Source organism: Erwinia sp. LJJL01 (assembly GCF_047300805.2).
GTDB lineage: Bacteria > Pseudomonadota > Gammaproteobacteria > Enterobacterales > Enterobacteriaceae > Erwinia > Erwinia aphidicola.
In genome coordinates this window covers 561,267-580,823 of record NZ_CP178576.1, presented here as the reverse complement: position 1 = coordinate 580,823, position 19,557 = coordinate 561,267, and the positions used below count along the sequence as shown (strand labels likewise).

17 protein-coding genes are annotated in these 19,557 nt (G+C 56.3%); 8 read left to right on the top strand and 9 right to left on the bottom strand.

Annotated elements, in window-relative coordinates; genetic code table 11:
• Positions 1–452: 452 nt before the first annotated feature.
• Complete coding sequence (locus ACLI4M_RS03435; protein ID WP_133623073.1) at positions 453–1,370, top strand: LysR family transcriptional regulator; 918 nt, start codon at positions 453–455, stop codon at positions 1,368–1,370.
• Here ACLI4M_RS03435 and ACLI4M_RS03430 read toward each other — a convergent pair.
• Both ACLI4M_RS03430 and ACLI4M_RS03425 read right to left on the bottom strand, forming a co-directional pair.
• Positions 1,327–2,133, bottom strand: coding sequence for a substrate-binding domain-containing protein (locus ACLI4M_RS03430; RefSeq protein WP_133623074.1), 807 nt, complete (start codon positions 2,131–2,133; stop codon positions 1,327–1,329). The two genes, ACLI4M_RS03435 and ACLI4M_RS03430, sit on opposite strands and share 44 nt — an antisense overlap.
• Before the next feature lie 15 nt (positions 2,134–2,148).
• Entirely contained in the window at positions 2,149–3,444 is a 1,296-nt protein-coding gene (locus ACLI4M_RS03425) for an MFS transporter (RefSeq protein ID WP_133623075.1), read from the bottom strand.
• A 389-nt stretch (positions 3,445–3,833) separates the two neighbouring features.
• Here ACLI4M_RS03425 and ACLI4M_RS03420 point away from each other — a divergent pair, with 389 nt between their 5' ends.
• Positions 3,834–4,373: a DUF2058 domain-containing protein gene (locus tag ACLI4M_RS03420; RefSeq protein ID WP_133623076.1), complete on the top strand. Its 540-nt coding sequence runs from the start codon at positions 3,834–3,836 to the stop codon at positions 4,371–4,373.
• A 13-nt stretch (positions 4,374–4,386) separates the two neighbouring features.
• On the opposite strand, the gene ACLI4M_RS03415 is transcribed toward ACLI4M_RS03420, so the two are convergent.
• Positions 4,387–5,085, bottom strand: coding sequence for an RluA family pseudouridine synthase (locus ACLI4M_RS03415; protein WP_133623077.1), 699 nt, complete (start codon positions 5,083–5,085; stop codon positions 4,387–4,389).
• Positions 5,086–5,242: 157 nt separating this feature from the next.
• Between ACLI4M_RS03415 and ACLI4M_RS03410 the strand changes: the two genes are divergently transcribed.
• From ACLI4M_RS03410 to ACLI4M_RS03390, 5 genes are all read left to right on the top strand, one after another.
• Positions 5,243–5,488, top strand: coding sequence for a YmjA family protein (locus ACLI4M_RS03410; RefSeq protein WP_048915193.1), 246 nt, complete (start codon positions 5,243–5,245; stop codon positions 5,486–5,488).
• Between the two features lie 117 nt (positions 5,489–5,605).
• Positions 5,606–6,100, top strand: a complete 495-nt coding sequence (locus ACLI4M_RS03405; RefSeq protein WP_133623078.1) for a cold-shock protein — start codon at positions 5,606–5,608, stop codon at positions 6,098–6,100.
• Between the two features lie 457 nt (positions 6,101–6,557).
• Complete coding sequence (locus ACLI4M_RS03400) at positions 6,558–7,940, top strand: diaminobutyrate--2-oxoglutarate transaminase (RefSeq protein WP_133625028.1); 1,383 nt, start codon at positions 6,558–6,560, stop codon at positions 7,938–7,940.
• 13 nt (positions 7,941–7,953) lie between these two features.
• Complete coding sequence (locus tag ACLI4M_RS03395; protein ID WP_133623079.1) at positions 7,954–9,426, top strand: pyridoxal-dependent decarboxylase; 1,473 nt, start codon at positions 7,954–7,956, stop codon at positions 9,424–9,426.
• Between the two features lie 155 nt (positions 9,427–9,581).
• Complete coding sequence (locus ACLI4M_RS03390; RefSeq protein WP_133625029.1) at positions 9,582–10,358, top strand: DUF3750 domain-containing protein; 777 nt, start codon at positions 9,582–9,584, stop codon at positions 10,356–10,358.
• A gap of 69 nt (positions 10,359–10,427) precedes the next feature.
• Here ACLI4M_RS03390 and denD read toward each other — a convergent pair whose 3' ends face one another.
• The 4 genes from denD to ACLI4M_RS03370 form a co-directional block, all read right to left on the bottom strand.
• Positions 10,428–11,402 (bottom strand): D-erythronate dehydrogenase, encoded by a 975-nt coding sequence (denD, locus tag ACLI4M_RS03385; protein ID WP_133623080.1) that lies wholly within the window; start codon positions 11,400–11,402, stop codon positions 10,428–10,430.
• Positions 11,403–11,419: 17 nt separating this feature from the next.
• On the bottom strand, positions 11,420–12,739 hold the full coding sequence (locus ACLI4M_RS03380; protein WP_099754924.1) for an MFS transporter: 1,320 nt from the start codon (positions 12,737–12,739) through the stop codon (positions 11,420–11,422).
• 217 nt (positions 12,740–12,956) lie between these two features.
• Positions 12,957–14,393 (bottom strand): magnesium transporter, encoded by a 1,437-nt coding sequence (gene mgtE / locus ACLI4M_RS03375; protein WP_133623081.1) that lies wholly within the window; start codon positions 14,391–14,393, stop codon positions 12,957–12,959.
• A gap of 179 nt (positions 14,394–14,572) precedes the next feature.
• Entirely contained in the window at positions 14,573–14,755 is a 183-nt protein-coding gene (locus tag ACLI4M_RS03370) for a YfgG family protein (RefSeq protein ID WP_048915202.1), read from the bottom strand.
• A 309-nt stretch (positions 14,756–15,064) separates the two neighbouring features.
• Between ACLI4M_RS03370 and ACLI4M_RS03365 the strand changes: the two genes are divergently transcribed.
• Positions 15,065–17,293, top strand: coding sequence for an EAL domain-containing protein (locus ACLI4M_RS03365; RefSeq protein WP_133623082.1), 2,229 nt, complete (start codon positions 15,065–15,067; stop codon positions 17,291–17,293).
• Here the strand turns inward: ACLI4M_RS03365 and tehB are convergent, their stop codons facing one another.
• Positions 17,294–17,899, bottom strand: a complete 606-nt coding sequence (tehB, locus tag ACLI4M_RS03360; protein WP_133623083.1) for a tellurite resistance methyltransferase TehB — start codon at positions 17,897–17,899, stop codon at positions 17,294–17,296. It abuts the gene before it with no gap.
• Positions 17,900–18,027: 128 nt separating this feature from the next.
• Positions 18,028–19,554, bottom strand: coding sequence for an exopolyphosphatase (gene ppx / locus ACLI4M_RS03355; protein ID WP_133623084.1), 1,527 nt, complete (start codon positions 19,552–19,554; stop codon positions 18,028–18,030).
• Positions 19,555–19,557: the final 3 nt, after the last annotated feature.

The window sequence follows — 19,557 nt, the reverse complement described above, 5'->3', positions numbered from 1 at the left end:
ATCTGGCCTCCCACAGCTTGGATGGGACGATATCCTAATCGGTCGCCCGATTCGATTATGGGCTGATGTTCTCCGGATTCTGATGTTGATGCGGCAGCTTTATACCGGTGTTGCCCTGGGTAGGTGTTTCCTAGCGATATCACCCTCAAGAGAGTTTCTCGTATGGCATTTCTTATGGTCACGGAATAGCAGTTGGTTTAAAAACTGCGCTTCCAAGGGTTTATATGTGCCTATTGAGAATGAAGTGGGATGATTTAACCTCCCGGCATGATTAAGCCATGAATCACCGCTAAGCCCGCGTACCTGCGGGCTTTTTTATGCCCTATATTTATCGCCTTTCAGCTATCCCTGTATCACCCGGCACCGAGCAAGGATAAAGGTTGCCGTTGCGCCATAACTGGCTATGATTTCTGCTCTACGCCTTGCTGACTCTGAAAGGATTGCCTGCCGCTATGCCCGTTAATTTTGATCTTAACGATCTCTATGCCTTCCGCGCGCTGATTGAATATGGAAATTTTCGCCTTGCCGCGGAGTCCATCTGCCTCTCCCAATCTGCATTGAGCCGCCGGATAGAGAAGCTTGAATCCGCTTTGGGCATTAAACTGTTCGACAGAACCACCCGCCGCGTCACCCTGACCCTTTACGGACAGACCTTTGCGGAGCGTTCAGAGCAGCTGCTGATCAACGTGGAGTCAGTATTAGCGGATATCAATAAAGTCAGTGAGGAACGCAGGGGGGTCGTGACCGTGGCCACGGTGCCTTCCGCGGCCTATTACTTTATGCCGGACGTGATCCGCCGTTTCCAGGCCCGCTTTCCCCGCGTGCGCGTCAAGCTTATCGATAGCAGTGCAGGGAATGTCATCGAAGCCGTGACCCGCGGTCAGGCTGATTTTGGTATCTGCTTTGCCACCAGCCTGCAACCCGACCTCGAATTTTTGCCGCTGGTTGCAGATGTTTACGTGGCTGCCTGCCGGCGCGATCACCCGCTTGCAGGCAGCAAAAGTCTGACCTGGCGCGAGTTTTATCAGCAGGATTATGTCGGTCTGGATAAGACCTCCGGCAACCGCAATCTGCTGGATCAGAAGCTGGAGCACATCACGCCTGAGCGCCCCAGCATCTGTGAAACCCGCCATGTCACCACCATGCTGGGCATGGTGGAGGCGGGGATCGGCATTGCCGCCGTTCCCGCCATGTCGATGCCGCGCTCCGGGCATTCAGTGCTGACTCATCTGGCGCTCACCGATCCGGTGGTGAAGCGCACCGTTGGCCTGATCAGGCGAAACGGGCGCATGCAGTCCTGGTTAGCCACCGAGCTGGAAAACCTGATTACTGAACAGTATCACTCGCCCTCAAGCGTTGCTCACTCTTGACGGATCGCATCCCGCTGGCGTGAATGACCTTTTGCGCCGCGGCGGAGGAGAGAAATTCCAGCAGCGCCTGACCTTCCTGAGGATGTTGCGCATTGGCGGTGACCGCCCCGGCAAAGCGCGTGATGTACTGGACATTGTCAGGCAGTTCGCCAACAAAGGTGATACCCGCGACCGGGAGGAGTTCACTCACCTGCTGGAAACCGAGCGCATAGTGGCCTTTTGCCACCTCTGAGGCCACCGGAATGCGTTCAACCTGATGGGCTTTCTCCTTCATCTCCTTCTCAATGCCCAGCTTTTTAAACAGCTGGCTGCTGACATAGCGTCCGCTGGCACTGTCAGAGTAAGCAACAGAACGGGCGGTTAGCAGGGTGTGACGCAGTTGCGCATCAGTTTTAATCTCGGGTTGCGCATCGCCCTGTTTCACCACCATACCAATCGGCGAGTCGGCCAGCTCCACGCGTGAATGCGGGCGGATCCTGCGCTCTTTATCCAGATTTTCCAGCGCGTCGCCGACCATGATCACCGCATCGGCCTTCTCTCCGCGTGCCAGCCGCGAGGGGATCGCCTGCGGCGTCTTACCCATTGAGGGGCCGGATACCAGCGTGATTTTATCACCGCTGCTGGCTTCAAATTGCGGGGCGAGTTTTTCCAGAGCGGCCTTGAAGCCGCCGGAAATCATCACGGTCACTTCTTTGGCCAGCGCGGCGGAGCTGGCGCAGCAAAGCAGCAGTATGGCGAACAGTGAACGAACTATTTTGTGCATAACGAACTCCCTGATTCAGGCGGTGGGTTGCAGTGATAAGGTGCTGCGACGATACAGATACAGCGTCGCTAACAAGGCGCACAGTGCAGCAAAGCCCATCCAGTAGCCTGGTGATGCCTTGTCGCCGGTGTACTCAATCAGTGCGGTAGAGATAACCGGGGTAAATCCACCAAATATGGCCGTCGCCAGGCTGTAGGCCAGCGAGAAACCGGCGACCCGAACCTCCGCTGGCATAATCTCCGTTAATGCCGGGATCATCGCGCCGTTGTAAAGGCCATAAATAAATGAGAGCCACAGCAGCACCGTCAGCATCATGGAGAAACTGGGCTCTTCAGCCAGCAGGCTGAGTGCAGGGTAGGCTGTTACCAGCGCCAGCAGCGCCATGGCGATCAGCACCGGCTTACGGCCAAAGCGGTCGGAGAGGGCGCCACCGATCGGCAGCCAGAGAAAGTTAGATACCGCGACCAGCAGGGTAACCAGCAGGCTGTCAGAGGCGCTGAGCATCAGCACTTTTTTGCCGAAGGTCGGGGCATATACGGTGATCAAATAAAACGTCGTGGTGGTCATGGCGACCATCAGCATGCCGGCTATCACCACCTGCCAGTTTGTCAGCAGGGTTGTAAACACCTCGCGCATCGCCAGGTGACGACGACGGGCGCTAAACTCTTCGGTCTCTTCCAGTTTGCGACGCAGGAAAAAGATGAACGGCACAATCAGGCAGCCGAACAGGAAGGGCAGGCGCCAGCCCCAGTCGCGAATAGCGCTCTCCTCCATCAGGGCATTCAGCGCGAAGCCCATCGCGGCTGCCACCATAATGGCGACCTGCTGGCTGCCGGATTGCCAGCTGGTGTAAAAGCCTTTACGCCCCGGTGAGGCAATCTCGGCGAGGTACACGGAGACGCCACCTAGCTCGGCGCCGGCCGAGAACCCCTGCAATAAACGACCGCACAGCACCAGCAACGGCGCCCAAATTCCGATGGTCTGATAAGACGGAATAAGCACGATCAGGAAGGTGCCGGCCGCCATGATCGACAGGGTGACGATCAGCCCTTTACGTCTGCCGACTTTATCAATATAGGCGCCCAGCACCACTGCCCCGATGGGGCGCATCAGGAAGCCAGCGCCAAACACCGCGAAGGTCATCATCAGCGAGGCAAATTCACTGCTGGCGGGGAAAAAAGTATGGGCGATGTAGGTGGCATAAAATCCGAACAGGAAGAAATCAAATTGCTCAAGAAAGTTGCCAGAGGTAACGCGCAGGATCGCGCTAAATCTCGCCCGATGGGTCATGGGTGCGGTAGAGGAAAGCATCTTTATCTCCAGTTTGTCATTGACGCTTGTAGCGCGCCTGTTTCTGCAGACTGAATCAGCGAAATAAAGTAAATAAGCGCAATAAACTCATAGACTGATGCGTTTGACGCATCAATGTCTGTTAACAACTGGCTGCATTAAGCGTTAACGGGCCATTAACAAAGCGCCTCTGGGTTAGCGTGTCGGTTTCGGGCAAAAAACCTGATGCGCGTTTTGTGACAGGGTTCATACCGCTTGAGAGGCTAAAAACCTTGCGCCAGGGATAACGTGGCTGCCGGGTTTGCCACGTAATCTGTCAGAAAGCCGGGGATGATCGGCGACTGCCTGGTACAGCCTGGGCAATTGCGGGTATAATCCTCCGCTATTATTTAATGGATTCGAGAGCGGAAATGACAAAACTCACGCTACAAGAGCAGATGCTGAAAGCGGGTTTGGTATCCAGTAAGAAACTGGCCAAGGTAGAGAGAACGGCGAAAAAGTCCCGCGTTCAGGCGCGTGAAGCCAGAGAGGCAGTAGAAGAGAATAAAAAAGCGCAGATTGAGCGCGACAAGCAGCTCAGCGAACAGCAAAAGCAGGCGGCGCTATCGAAAGAGTACAAAGCGCAGGTGAAGCAGCTGATTGAAATGAATAAAGTCACCGTCTCAAGAGGCGATATTGATTTTAACTTCACCGATAACAATCTGATTAAAAAAATCGCGGTAGACAAGGCCACTCAGGCGCAGCTGATTAACGGCCGTCTGGCGATTGCTCGTCTGGTCAACGACACCAGCGGTGAGAGCCAGTATGCCATCATCCCCGCCAGCGTGGCCGATAAAATCGCCCAGCGCGATGCCAACAGTATCGTATTGAACAGTGCGCTGAGCCAGGAAGAGCAGGACGAAGAAGATCCGTATGCGGACTTCAAAGTGCCCGACGATCTGATGTGGTAATGACGCAGCGTGGCTAAAACGGACTGTCACTGCGCGCTGCGATCCGTTCTCCACTCACGGGATGAACAAAGTGCAGCTCGCTGGCGTGCAGCATCAGCCGTGGCGTGCTTTGAATGCCGGGCTGTGACAGGCCGCCATACAGGTCGCAGCCCAGAATAGGGTGCCCCAGCTGCTGGCAGTGAATACGCAGCTGGTGGGTGCGCCCGGTTTCCGGCATCAGCTGCACCCGCGTTACCGGCACTCTTGCCCCCTCTGCCAGTAAGTGCACCGTGCGCTCAACCACCCGATAGCGCGAGCGGGCAGGCTTGCCGCTGGTGGCGCAAATCGACATCAGCGGAAACAGCGCCGGATCTTTGGCGATCGGCGCGTCAATGATCCCTTCATCGTTTTCCAGATGTCCGCACAGCAGCGCGCTGTATACCTTGGTCACGCTGCGCTGGCTGAACTGCTGGCAGAGTGCGGCATTGATCGCTTTATTGCGCGCAATCACCATCAGCCCGGAAGTGCCGAAATCCAGGCGGTGGATCAGAGTACAGCCCGGAAAGGTCTGCACCAGCCGGTAATGGACCGAATCGAGATTCTGCGGATTCTTCCCCGACAGGCTGAGCAGCCCGCCGGGCTTATTGATCAGCAGCAGATGATCGTCCTGCCAGAGGATGGCGATCTCTTCATGACAGGGCGGGGCAACAAAAGTATCGATAATCGTAGACATTAAATTGCCTGCAGAAGAAGTGGCAGCGGATGATAAAGAATTTTCAGCCGGGTTGCGAATCCCAACGCGTCAGCAGGACAAGCCTGGCTGGTTAAGGTAAAATCGCGGCCAGACGACCCGGCCATTGTCGGGCGTAAATTTACCCCAGGAGTCTGTTATGCATAATGATGTCCCGCTGAAATATTATGATATCGCCGATGAGTATGCGACCGAATGCGCTAAGCCGGTGAGTGAAGCAGAGCGTGATTCGCTGGCGCTTTACTTCCAGCTGCTGCTGACCCGCCTGATGAATAATGAAGAGATCAGCGAGGAAGGGCAGAAAGAGATGGCGGTTGAAGCCAACATCGACCCGCAGCGCATTGACGATATCGCCAACTTCCTCAATCAGTGGGGTAACGAGTAGCCTCGCGCACGGGGAATTTTTCGTCCAGACTAACAGCAAAGGCGTGGTCTGCGCGGGCGTTGTGCTTTACACTGCGCGCTGCAAAAATTGAGTAGATAAACGATTAGGTAGGCGGTAATGGCGATGAACGGAACGATCACAACCTGGTTTAAAGATAAAGGCTTTGGCTTTATCAAAGATGAAAACGGCGATAACCGTTATTTTCATGTGATCAAGGTCGTCAATCCCGATCTGATCAAGAAAGATGCGGCCGTCACCTTCGAGCCGACCACCAACACCAAGGGCTTGTCGGCGTTCGCGGTGAAAGTTGCGCCGGAAAGTAACCACATCTTTATCGCTGGCGAGCGCCTCAAGCTCACCTCAATCAAGTCCTGGCTGGTTTACAGCGAAGAAGTGCCTGCCGACACCCGTATTGATAAAGAAAATGCGGTGCTGTCCGTGGGCCTGTTGATGAACAGCATCAGGCCGAAAGCCGCCGCGGAACCTGGCGAGATGCGCTCGCTGAAAAAACTGGCGATCACCACTTTCCAGGGAACGACGCTCATCTTCTCGGAAGATGAGATAGACGTGGATGCCACGGTGAAAATGCTTAATGCTCAGGGCCTGAAATAACCCCGACTCACTCTGTGCCGAAATCCTGCGCTTAATCCTCAGCAGATTTCGGCATGGTTTAATTAACGATGCTCACCTTTCATCTGGCCTGTTGGTCACGTCCTGACGTAGTCCGCAGCCAATTTGCTTTTCCTTACAAAATTCAGATGTTATTTAATTGTTATAACTAATCCTCGCCGCAGGCTTTTTCTCCTTTCCTCTGAGCCACTTACCCTCTCGCGCACCCCCACTTTGCTGCATTATTAATCACTTTCTTAGGTGTTGAAGACAGCACGATCGGTTAGGCATGAAGCAAGTTATTGATTAGCATGATAAAAACCCTACAAATCTAAACAAAATAAATCATTGAGATGTGGGGCAAAAAGCTATATTGTGGCCGCGCTTTTTACATAGTCTTTTTCTTATTACATTTATTCAACCGCGGTACCAACGAGACCCTGGTTGTAGGAGAGATATGATGACGGATAAAGTCCGTATTGATAATTCAGGTGCGACTACATTAAACGCAAACAATGAAACCTATTTGGCTCGTCAGGCTGAATTTGAATCGAATGTTAGGAGTTATCCACGCAAATTGCCGTTTGCAATTGCGAAAGCCCAGGGCGTTTGGATCACGGATGTTGAGAATAATCAATATCTTGATTGCCTGGCCGGTGCGGGAACGCTGGCACTTGGACATAACCACCCTGATGTGTTGCAAAGTATCCAGAATGTCATTACCAGCGGCTTGCCGTTACATACGCTTGACCTGACAACCCCGTTGAAAGATCAGTTCTCAGAGTACCTGCTGTCACTGCTGCCAGGCCAGGGTAAAGAGTACTGCCTGCAGTTTACCGGCCCGTCCGGTGCCGATGCCGTTGAAGCTGCGCTGAAACTGGCGAAAAAAGTGACCGGCCGTGCTGGCGTGATCAGCTTCTCCGGTGGCTACCATGGTATGACCCACGGTGCGCTCTCCGTAACCGGCAACCTGTCTCCGAAAGAAGCGGTTGATGGCATGATGCCAGAAGTGCAGTTTATGCCTTACCCGCATCTTTACCGCTGCCCGCTGGGTATTGGCGGTGATGCTGGCGTTAAAGCGCTGACTTACTACTTCGAAAACCTGATCAACGACGTTGAGAGCGGCGTGCGCAAACCTGCGGCGGTGATCCTCGAAGCCGTTCAGGGTGAAGGCGGCGTCAACCCGGCTCCGGCTGAGTGGCTGCAGCGCATCCGCAAAGTGACCAAAGAGCACGGCATCCTGCTGATTCTGGATGAAGTGCAGGCTGGCTTTGCCCGTACCGGTAAATTCTTCGCCTTCGAGCACGCCGGCATTGAGCCAGACATCATCGTGATGTCCAAAGCTGTCGGTGGCGGTCTGCCGCTGGCCGTGCTGGGCATTAAGAAAGAGTTCGATGCCTGGTCTCCTGGCCATCACACCGGCACCTTCCGCGGTAACCAGCTGGCGATGGCAACCGGCCTGACCACGCTGAAGATCCTGAAGGACAACAACGTTGCGGCCAAAGTGGCAGAGCAGGGCGAGTGGCTGAAAGGCCAGCTGGCTGAGCTGCAGAAACGCTACCCGGTCATCGGCAACGTGCGCGGTCTCGGTTTGATGATCGGTATTGAGCTGGTTAAACCTGACGAAGCACCGGATCAGATGGGCTGCCACCCTGCGGACGGCGAGCTGTCTGCACTGGTCCAGAAGAATTGCTTTGAGCACGGTCTGATCCTGGAGCGCGGCGGCCGTAACGGTTGCGTGCTGCGCCTGCTGCCTTCGCTGCTGATCAGCAAAGAAGAGTTGAGCGTCTTCCTGGATAAATTTGAAAACGCCCTGCTGTCCTCTGGCGTAAAACAGTGTTGATTGGAGTAAGTTGATGTCCCGGTTAAATCCAATTCTGGCCGCTTCTGCGCAAAGTACCGAAGCGTACCAGCAGGTGATTGAACAGACCAGCAAGGCTGTGGTGCAGTGGCTGCAGCAGCCTGAGATGTATCAGGGGAAATCTGTTGCTGAGCTGCGCGAACGCATTCAGCTGGACTTTACTCCTCAGGGCCTGGGCAACCAGGCCGCGATTGAGCGTGCGGTTGAGTACTTCCTAAAGGACAGCCTGTCGGTGCATCACCCACAGTGCGTGGCGCACCTGCACTGCCCGAGCCTGGTGATCAGCCAGGCTGCTGAAGTGTTGATCAATGCCACTAACCAGAGCATGGACTCCTGGGATCAAAGCCCGTCAGCCACCATTATTGAGGTGAAGCTGATTGAGTGGCTACGTTCCCAAGTGGGCTATCAGCCTGGCGATGCGGGCGTGTTCACCAGCGGTGGAACCCAGAGCAATCTGATGGGCCTGATGCTGGCACGCGATGCCTTCTTTGCGCGTATCGGTCACTCGGTACAGCAGGATGGTCTGCCGGGCGATCTGAGTAAAATTAAAGTGTTTTGCTCTGAAAACGCCCACTTCTCGGTGCAGAAGAATATGGCACTGATGGGGCTGGGCTACCGCTCGGTCACGCTGGTGAAAACCGACCGCTTTGCGCGGATGGACATCGACGATTTACGCGCCAAAGTGGCGCAGGCGCAGGCTAACGGCGAGCAGATTCTGGCTATCGTGGCAACGGCGGGCACCACCGATGCGGGCGCTATCGACCCGCTGCGTGAGATTGCCGCGCTGGCGGCAGAACACCAGATCTGGGTGCACGTTGATGCGGCCTGGGGCGGTGCGCTGCTGATGTCTGAGAAGTACCGCGACTATCTGGACGGCATTGAGCTGGTGGACTCCATCACTCTCGACTTCCACAAGCAGTTCTTCCAGACCATCAGCTGCGGTGCCTTCCTGCTGAAGGACGCGCGCCACTATGAGCTGATGCGCTATCAGGCGGCTTACCTGAACTCTGAGTTTGACGAAGCGCAGGGCGTGCCTAACCTGGTGTCCAAATCACTGCAAACCACGCGTCGTTTCGATGCGCTGAAGCTGTGGATGGGCCTGGAGGCATTAGGGCAAAAGCAGTATGCCGAGATTATCGATCACGGCGTTACGCTGGCGCAGGAAGTGGCGCAGTATGTTAGCGAGCAGCCTGCGCTGGAATTGGTGATGCAGCCGCAGCTGGCCAGCGTTCTGTTCCGCTATCGTCCAGCGTCACTGGCACAAAGCAGCGATGCCGATATCGCGCTGCTGAATCAGAGAATTGGTGATGCACTGCTGGATTCCGGCCGTGCCAACGTCGGGGTGACCGAGTCGGATGGCGTGACCTGCCTGAAAATGACGTTGCTGAACCCAACCGTGACGCTGCAGGACATCAAGCTGCTGCTGGCACTGGTTGAGAAGACGGCAGAGCCGCTGCTGAGCGCATAACGCTCGACTGCAGCACGTTCGCAGATGAAAGCCGGTAACATGGCAATGTTACCGGCTTTTTTATTACCGTTAGCGGACAAAAATTTCTCCACAGCCCCGCCATATCCCGACATAATGGCAATCAAACCCGCCCGCGAAGTACAGGAACCCCCATGATGATCTCACTAAAAGCCCTGAGCCTGGTCTTTGCCTGCATTCTGCTGCTGTCGCTCGGCGTCAGCCTCGCGCAGGCTAACCGCCAGGAGAGCGCAGGCAATGAGAGCTGGGCAACGGCGCGGCGCGACTCTTCCGGCCAGGCCCCGGACCCGCTGCGTAATGCCGCCAGCGCCATTATTCAGGTTTACGTGGCCCCAACCTATGGCTGGAGAGGCGTGGTGGCGGTGCATCCGTGGATTATCTACAAGCGCGAAGGGGAAACGCATTATCAGCGCGTTGAGGTGATTGGCTGGGGGAGCGGCGACAAAGTGCGGTTTAACCGCAATATCCCCGACGGCTACTGGTTCGGCGCTCGCCCGCGCGTGCTGCTGGAGCGCCGCGGTCCGCTGGCCGCAGCGATGATCCCGAAAATCGAAGCGGCGATAGCCTCCTACCCGTGGCCGCAGACTTACCATGCCTGGCCCGGCCCAAACAGCAACACTTTCCTCGCGCACATTGGCCGCGAAGTCCCCGAGCTGAAGCTGAATATGCCCGCGAACGCCATCGGTAAAGACTACCGCTCGCTGCGCAACCCGATCGGTTTGCCGCCGTCCGGGCGCGGCGTGCAGCTCTCCCTGCTCGGCGTCGCCGGGCTCACCGTCGGCGCTGAAGAGGGCGTTGAAATCAACGTGCTCGGCCTCAACCTCGGTGTGGGCATCTCGCCGTTCCAGCTGCGCCTGCCGTTTATCGGCGGCCTCGGCGATAACAATCTGCAGAAAGAAGATCCGCAGACCTGAGGTGAAATTTGCCGGGGCTTCCGCCAACATGCAGGCGCCGCACTGACCTCTTTAACCTCAGTAAAGAGCTTAAGCGCCACCGCTCTCTGCCTGATACTCCCTGACCATCTCATCGAATGAGGCATTGGCCTGGAAGCCGAGGCGACGGGCATAGTCGGCATGGAAATCACCGGGCCAGGAGTTCACGATATTGATAATCGCCTGGTCTGGCTGGTAGCTGATACGCGCCAGCACCTCATCACCGCTGGTACGGCGCAGCGAGCCGAGCATCTCTTCAACCGTCACCGACAGGCCGCACAGGTTAATGACCCGGCCCTGGTCGAGCTGCGCGCGCTCCAGTTCGTGCCCGAGGATCAATGCGGCGACGGCCCTTGCCGGGGACATCAGCCACAGCCGGGTATCCAGGCTGACCGGGCAGTTGGCGGCCTCGCCATTGAGCGGCTCACGAATAATCCCGCTGGCAAAGCTGGAGGCGGCCGCATTGGGTTTTCCCGGGCGCACCACAATGGTCGGCATGCGCAGGCTGCGGCCATCAAGAAATCCTTTGCGGCTATAGTCCGACAGCAGCAGGTCGTTCATCGCTTTCTGCGTGCCGTAGGAGCTTTGCGGCATCCAGACCTGGTCATCCGCCACTTTATCCGGCAGCTGGCCGCCAAATACCGCCACTGAACTGGTGGTGACCAGCCTGACGCACTGCGGCAGGGCGCGCAGGCGCTCCATGATCTGACGAGCGGCATCGACATTGATCTTCATCCCGAGATCGAAATCCTGCTCCGCCTGGCCAGAAACCACCGCCGCCAGATGAAACACGCTGTCGGTCCGCTCATCAATCAGCGTTTCCAGCTCGGCGGCGTTACTGATATCCCCACTCAGCACTTTCAGGCGCGGATCCCCGATGCCGTTGAGCGGCACGATATCAATAGCGGTAATACGTTCTATGGCCTGCAACTTGCCCTGCGCATCACGCAGCGAGCCTTTAGCCAGCAGGGCTTCAACCAGTTTTTTCCCCAGGAATCCGGCAGCGCCGGTAATGACGATATTCATAACTCAACCTCGTTAAATTAGCGGTTAACAATGCGGCCGGGGATCAGGAAGATCGCAGCGGCACCGACAAACAGCGTGCAGGAAATAATCATCATGCCGGTCAGCGTGGAGTGCGTCAGGTCGGTCAGGATGCCCATCATATAAGGCGCGACAAAACCGGCCAGGTTGCCAAACGAGTTGATCAGCGCGATACCGACGGCGGCCATGGTGCCACCGAGAAACGCGGTTGGCAGGCTCCAGAACAGCGGCAGCGTGCTGAGGCCGCCAGCGGCACCGAGCGTCAGGCCAAACATCGCCACCCACAGGTTGTCGCTGTAGAGCGCGGAGATCACCATGCCCACGCCGCTCATCACCGCTATCAGCGCCAGATGCCAGCGGCGCTCGCGGTGCTTATCCGCGCTGCGCGAGGCGACAATCATCGTGACAATTGCCGCTGCGTAAGGGATAGCGGTTAACAGACCCACGGTAAACACATCCTCAACGCCGGCATTGCGCACCAGCGTCGGCAGCCAGAAGCTAACGGTATAAAACCCGGCAATCAGGCAGAAGTAGATAAAGGTCAGTAGCCACAGCTTGCCGTTACGCAGCACGGCTCCGAGGCTGGCCTGCGCCCCGGCAGGCTCCTGTACCGCATCCTCACGCAGGCGTTCAGCGATGAGCGCTTTCTCCTCGCTATTGAGCCAGTGGGCAGTGTCGATGCGGTCCGGCAGCAGCCAGAACACCAGCAGGCCAATCAGCAGGGAGGGGGTTCCCTGAATAATGAACAGCCATTTCCAGCCGGCGATGCCCTGCACATTATGGAAATACTCCATGATCCAGCCCGAAATCGGTCCGCCAAGCAGTCCCGATAGCGGCACGGCGGCGGCAAACAGCGCAAACATCTTGCCGCGGCGGTAGGAGGGGAACCACAGCGAAAGGTAAAGGATAACGCCGGGATAAAAGCCCGATTCGGTCAGCCCCAGCAGGAAGCGCACGGCGTAAAACTGGAACGGTGTCGCCACCAGCGCGGTCAGCGGGGCGATCACCGCCCATGAGATCAGCAGCGCGGCAAGCAGGCGGCGCGCGCCGAAGCGATGCAGCGCCATATTGCTGGGGATCTGAAAAAAGAAGAAACCGATAAAGAAGATCCCGGCGCCCAGGCCATAGACCGTTTCAGAAAATGCCAGATCGCTGGACATCTGAAGTTTGGCAATGCCCACATTAATGCGGTCGAGATAGGCAAAAATGTAGCTTACGGTGAGGATAGGCAGAATGCGCCAGACGGCGCGGCGCCAGATAGTTTCTTCCCTGTCGTCTGCGGCCGTTATCTGCGGTTGAACCGTGGCTGATGAGTTCATAGAGCATCCTTTAGCTGGGGTAGGGTGATGTCCTTTTTCAGGCAATAGCAAACCGCCTTCCGAACGCTGAGGGGATCCTCAACCTTCGGAAGTTAATTAACGTGCAGGTTTGTTATTTTTTGTTAGGTTAGGCGCTGCGGGGAATTTGTTCTGCGCGATAAGTCACAGATTAAACCATTAATTATCATTTTATAACAAAGTGCGTCACATCCTGCGATCAGGGCAGCAGGAAGATCGTGGCCAGCCCGAGGAAGATAAAGAAGCCACCGGTGTCGGTTAGCGCGGTAATCAGCACGCTGGAACCCACCGCCGGGTCGCGCTTGAATTTGGTCATCAGCAGGGGGATCAGCACCCCCATTAAGGCCGCCAGCAGCAGGTTCAGCACCATCGCCAGCATCATCACGCCGCCCAGCGCCGGGTTGCCGTACATTGCCCAGGTAATGCCCCCCATGATGCCGCCCCAGAACAGGCCATTAATCAGCGCCACGCCAAGCTCGCGCCCTATCAGGAACGAGAAGTTTCCGGGTTCCACCTGATGCAGGGCGAGGGCGCGCACAATCATGGTGATAGTCTGGTTGCCGGTGTTGCCGCCAATCCCGGCGACGATAGGCATTAATGCGGCCAGCGCCACCAGTTGGGAAATCGTCGCCTCGAACAGGCCAATTACGCGTGAGGCAACAAACGCAGTGCAGAGGTTGACCGCCAGCCAGGCCCAGCGGGTACGCACGGCTTTTCGCACCGGGGCAAACACATCCTCTTCAGGATTAACCCCACCCATTTTACGCATGCTGCTGTCGTTGGTTTCGTTGACCAGGTCGACGACATCTTCGATAGTGACGCGCCCCATCAGCTTGCCTTTGGCATCGATAACGGCGGCGGAGATCAGGTTATAACGTTCGAAGGCACCGGCCGCGTCTTCCGCTTTATCGTCAATCAGAAAGGTGGTGGGTTTGGCGTTCATCACCTCCGACACCAGCTTTTCCGGAGTATTCAGCAGGATTTCCGTCAGCGGCAGTTCGCCCAGCAGCTTGTTATTTTTTCCGGTGACAAACAGCTTGTCCGTGCCGTCGGGGATGGTTTTCTTACTGCGCAGAAAACGCTGAACGGTCGCCAGCGTCACGTCGGCGCGCACCGTGACCAGCTTGAAATCCATGATGCGGCCAACGCGGTCGCGGTCGAAATCCACCACGTCGAGCACGCGCGAACGCAGTTCCGGATCCAGCGAGGTCAGCAGGCGCCCGGTCAGGTCGCGCGACAGATACTTAGCCAGATAAACCTGTTCGTCGATATCCAGCGGTTTGATGGCGCGCAGCAGATCGCGGTCGCTCATCTCCTCAATCAGGCTTTCCCAGACGTTTTCTGAGGCTTCAACCAGCACCCGGCCGCGGCGATCGTTGCCAATCAGCCGCCATAGCGCCAGGCGTTCATCCTCGGGCAGGGCCTCTAGCAGGTCAGCAATATCGGCCGCGTGCAGTACCGGAAGCGTGGCTTTAATCTCTTCAACCTGCTCGCGATGCGCCTCAGCTTCAGCCTCGGACTCGCGCAGCGGGCGTTCCAGCAGGGTATCAACGAGGTCTTTATCATTCAGCAGCAGGTTCAGAATACGGCTGCGAACTTCAGCTAACTGCTGAACATGAGAAGGCGCTACGGACATACAACATCCTTTTGTCAGACTGAACTTTAACCACTCCAGACGGCAGAACCGTGAGCTGCAGCCTGAGGGTTTTCAGGTATAAAGAGGGAAGCGGAGCGCATATAGCTTAGCTGATTTTGGGCATCAGCGGGTCAGCAAAAGCTCCGAAAAGCGTTTGCAGCATGGCCACCCGGCAGTGGCTATTTGTCGTTAACGACGCTGACTGGGTTCGCAGGTAGCAGTTTTTTCTGCTGATGATGCTCGATAGCACCGGGTACTACGAAGATCAGGCGTCCTAACAAGATGATAAAACTCACCAGCAAGATAACTCGCGTCATGCTTCCGGTTTTCTGACGTTTTTTAAATGACATAGCGCTATTCACGCAATTTTTCCTGTAATGTGCCCGTGCGGACGATGAACAATTTACGCACAGCATCGCGTGCAGGTCAACGATCCTGCGCCACGATCAACAACTGGCCCGCTGAAGAATAACATCTGTTCTGGCCGATGGTGGTTTGATCAAATGGTGGGAATAGCATTTATTATAAAATAAACTGATTTAGATCAAATTAGAGTGAGATTTTAGCTCTACTATACTCAGGATTTAATAATACTTTTCACCAATTCTCAACATGATTGTTGGTTAGAATAAATAAAACCTGCTAATAATACTAAATTCTACGATACCCTCATGACTAAATTGGTAATGCTGCAAACACTCTCTCGCCGCTGGTGGGGGCTACCGCTCCTGTTCGCCCTACTGCTGATGCCTGTGGCCTCCTCAATGTCGGTCCGGTTATGGTTCCCTGAAGGTTACGTCTATCTCATCTATTTGCCGCTGGCGTTGATGATCGCCTTGCTGATGGTTTTTGACTGGGGAGCACTACCGGGTATCGTCCTCGCGCTATGCTGGCACTATTTTCATCGTTACACCGGCACTCAGGCGACGGTGATTGTTTTATTAATTATGACTACGCTGGTGCTGGGCTGGAGTGGCTATCGCGCACAGACCAAAAAGCGCTGGGGGATTAGCTTCGGAGAGGTGAGCCAGGTCTCTGCACGCCTGTTCTGGCTGGCCTTTGCCATGCCGACGATGTTTATTGCAATGATGCAGCTGGCGATGCCGATAGGCATTTTACCCGTGACGAATTCAGTATTCGCTCATGATTTCTACTCTCTGCATACGCTGCTGAACTATCAATCGGTGCTGCTGGCCTCCCTGGCTACCGTGCAGCTGTTCTACTTTATGCTGCGCATTTTTCGCAACCCCTATTATCTACGTATTCTGAGCGGCCGCTGCCAGCAGCAATTTGCTGCCGGGGTTACGCTGCGCGAGTGGTTTAGCTGGCTGGCGTTGATGCTCGCTGCGCTGATTATGCTGACGCAGTTTCGCACTACGACCAATAATCTGCTGACGACCGAGTATGGTATCCCCCTGCTTTTACCGCTGATGCTGTGGGCAGCGCTGCGCTTTGGCTATCTGTTCACCTCTTTGTGCTGGGGGACGTTGCTGGTGGTGCTCTATCAGCTGCGTGACCGCTTTATGGACCCGTTGGTTGAACCCTACAACCTCGCCGTGATCTCAGCCAATTTGCTGGTGTTTACGCTGACGATCTTATTGATGTCGGCCCTCAGCACCCGCCAGCGTCGTTTACTGGCAAAAGCTCGCGAAATGGCGCTTACCGATCCGGTCATTGGCATGCCGAATCTGCGCGCCTTAAATCAGGACCTGGCAAAAAATGCCGGTTCGGCACTCTGCTTTTTACGTATTCCCGACCTTGACCGCCTGAGCCGAACCTATGGCCTGAAGCTGCGGATTCAGTATAAACGCAGTCTGGCCAGTCATCTGCAACCCTTCCTCCTTAAAGGTGAAGGGATCTATCAGCTGCCGGGGTTTGACCTGGTGGTGCGCCTGGGGAGTATCGGCTACCAGGCTCGCATTGAAGGGTTAGAAGCGCGGTTAAAAGATTATCGTCTGAGCTGGGATGGCCTGCCGATCCATCCGCAGGTCGGCATCAGCCACTGCAGCGTTTATCCGCCCGTATCACATCTGTATGAACTGCTGGGGGAAATGAGCGCGATGGCGGAGATCTCCTTGCGCAGCGGCCATGCGGAAAATCTGCAACAGACGGAGAAGGTCCCGGTCCAGCGTCACGTCAGTGAAAAGTTGGAAATGCTGCGCGATGTTCAACTGGCGCTGCAGAGCGACGGTTTTTGCCTGGTGGCGCAGAAAATCCACGGTGTGCGCGGCGATGACTTTTATGAAATTCTGCTGCGCATGGTGAATGCGCAGGGCGAGTACATCAAGCCAGCGAGTTTTATGCCCGTCGTGCAGGAATTTGGCCTGACATGGGAAGTGGACCGCATGGTGCTGGACCAGGCGTTAACCTTTATTGACCGTCACCGCGCTGTGCTGCCGGGGATCCGTCTGGCCGTTAACCTGTTTGCCGCCACGCTTTGTCGCCCTCAGCTGGCCACTGAACTGGCTGCCCGGCTGAAAGCCAGCGATATTGAACCGTGGCAGCTGATCGTTGAAGTCGCCGAATCGCCGATGCTCAGCGATCATAGCTGGGTTAATCGAACCATTGCCCAACTGCGCCAGTTAGGCTGCCGCGTGGCAATTGATGATTTCGGTACTGGCTATGCCAGCTACGCCAGCCTGAAAGTGGTGCAGGTGGACATGCTGAAGATCGACGGCAGTTTTATCCGCAACATGCTGAATAACAGCCTTGATTACCAGATTATCGAGTCAATCTGCATGGTGGCCCGCCTCAAGCGCATGCAGATCGTTGCCGAATCGGTGGAAAACGAGGAGACCGCAAGCGCGCTGCGCAAGCTGGGCGTGGATTATCTGCAGGGCGTCGCCATCGGTGAAGCGCTGCCGTTGCAGGATCTGGCGACGTCCGCCCTGAGCAAGTAATTACGCTTTCACGCTGGCCTTCTGCGCCAGCAGGGTGGCAAAGCGCAGGGAGATGCGCTGGCCATTCTCATCCTTGCGGTGCAGCTGCCCGACATGCTCGTTGTATTTCACGATGTGCCACTTGCGGTAATAGTGGCTCAGTTCACCGGACTTAAAGGCAAAGGGGAAACCCTGATCGCATGGGTAGTCCTGGGTATCCATCGCGGCGACGATCAGGTTGTAACCGTCGCGCACCGTGCTGGCCTGCATGTCGGCAATCAGCTGTGGGATCGTTTCCGGCTGTAGAAACATCATCACCACCGTCGACAGCACCAGATTATAGGCGCCGTTAAAACGATGCTGGTTGAGATCCTGCATAGAGGGATGGATACCGCTAAGGTTCTCCGCGCTGATAATCTGCTCCAGCCGCGCCAGCGAAGCCGGGTTAATGTCCCAGGCCGTGACGTCAAAGCCGCGATTGTTGAGATAAAGCGTGTTGCGACCGCTGCCGCAGCCGACGTCCAGGGCTTTGCCGCCATCCAGATACGGCATGGCTGCGACGACTTCGGAATGCGCCGCGGTGAGCGCGTATTTTTCGCTAAAGTAGCTGTCTGTACGTAAGGTCATAGGATCAATTTTGCGTGGTCATTTAAGCCTGAGCGAAAAAAAGTTTACATGTAGGGGCCGATCCTCTGTTCCGATCGGCCCTGGTTCTGTCGGGGCCGATCTTCTGTTCCGATCGGCCCCGTCAACGGTTACGCTTCTTCCTGAATGGTCAGCTGCCAGCCGGTGATGTCATTCCAGTAAGTCTGTTCGCGCTCAAGGTCGAGCTGAACCAGGTTGTTCTGGCTGAAGTAGTCACGCGGGAACGTCAGGGTCCAGTGACCCTCATCGGTTTCCAGCTTCAGTTCCTCAGGTTTCGAGGTCGCCTGGCGCTGGTTATTCAGCAGCGTACCCAGGCGCAACAGGAACACCAGCGGCAGAAACTGTTTACGTTTAAACAGCGTCAGGCGCGGCATCTCATCCACTTTCACCGCCTTACGGTGATAGCGTACCAGCGTGGCCAGCAGCGTCTGCTGATCCTGATTAAACCCCGGCATATTGGTGTTTTGCAGGATATAGGCGGAGTGGCGCTGCATGCCGCTGTGGTTAATCGTCAGACCCACTTCGTGTAGCATCGCCGCCCACTTCAGCAGCGCATCCAGCTGCGGATTGGCCTGCTTGCTGTTCTGGTCGCGCCACTGGTTGTAGAGCAGTTCAGTGGTTTCCAGCACGCGGCGCGCCTGATCGCTGTCGATGGCGTAGTGGTTTGCCAGGCTCTGTGCGGTACGGCTGCGGATATCCTGATGGCGGAAGCGGCCTTCCATTTCATACAGCACGCCTTCGCGCAGCGCACCGTCGGACAGGCGCAGTTCGCGGATCGCCAGCGCATCGAATACGCCACAAAGAATGGCGAGACCCGGCACAAACACCCCTTTACGCTCTTCCGACAGCCCCGGCAGGCTCAGGGCATCAAACGATTTGTGCTTGATCACCTCGTCATACAGCTTTTCCAGCCGCTCCGGCGTAATCAGCTTGTCTTTCTCGCCCATTGCCTGCAGCACTTCACAGGTCGCCTTAATGGTGCCGGAGGCACCGAGCGCATACTGCCAGCCCATCAGACGGTACTGCCATGCCAGCGTTTCCAGTTTCTGCACCGCAGCCAGGCGCGCCCGGCGGAAGTTCTCTTTGCTGATGGCGCCGCCCGGGAAGTAGAGATTGGCAAAGCTGACGCAGCCCATGCGGCGGCTTTCGACCAGTTTTGGCTCGAAGTCTTCACCAATCACCAGTTCGGTTGAGCCGCCGCCGATATCGATCACCAGCTTGCGGCCTTTTTCCGGCTGGGTATGTTCCACACCCATAAAGATCAGGCGCGCTTCTTCGTGGCCGGAGATCACCTCAATCGGGTAGGGGATAACGTCGGCGGCACGCTGCAGGAAATCTTCGGCGTTAACCGCCTGGCGCAGGGTATGGGTGCCGACGATGGTGACATTGGCCGGGCTGAAGCCCTGCAAACGTTCTGCAAACAGCGCCAGGCAGGTCAGTCCGCGCTCGATGGCTTCTTCGCTCAGCACGTTGTTACTGTCCAGCCCGTCAGCCAGGTGCACGCGCTGCTTCAGACGGCCAAGCACCTGCATCGCCCCGTCCACTACGCGGGCAATCACCATGTGAAAACTGTTCGAACCCAGGTCGATGGCAGCAAATTCCTGCGGTTTCGGCGTACTTTTATGGGAAATTGGCATAGT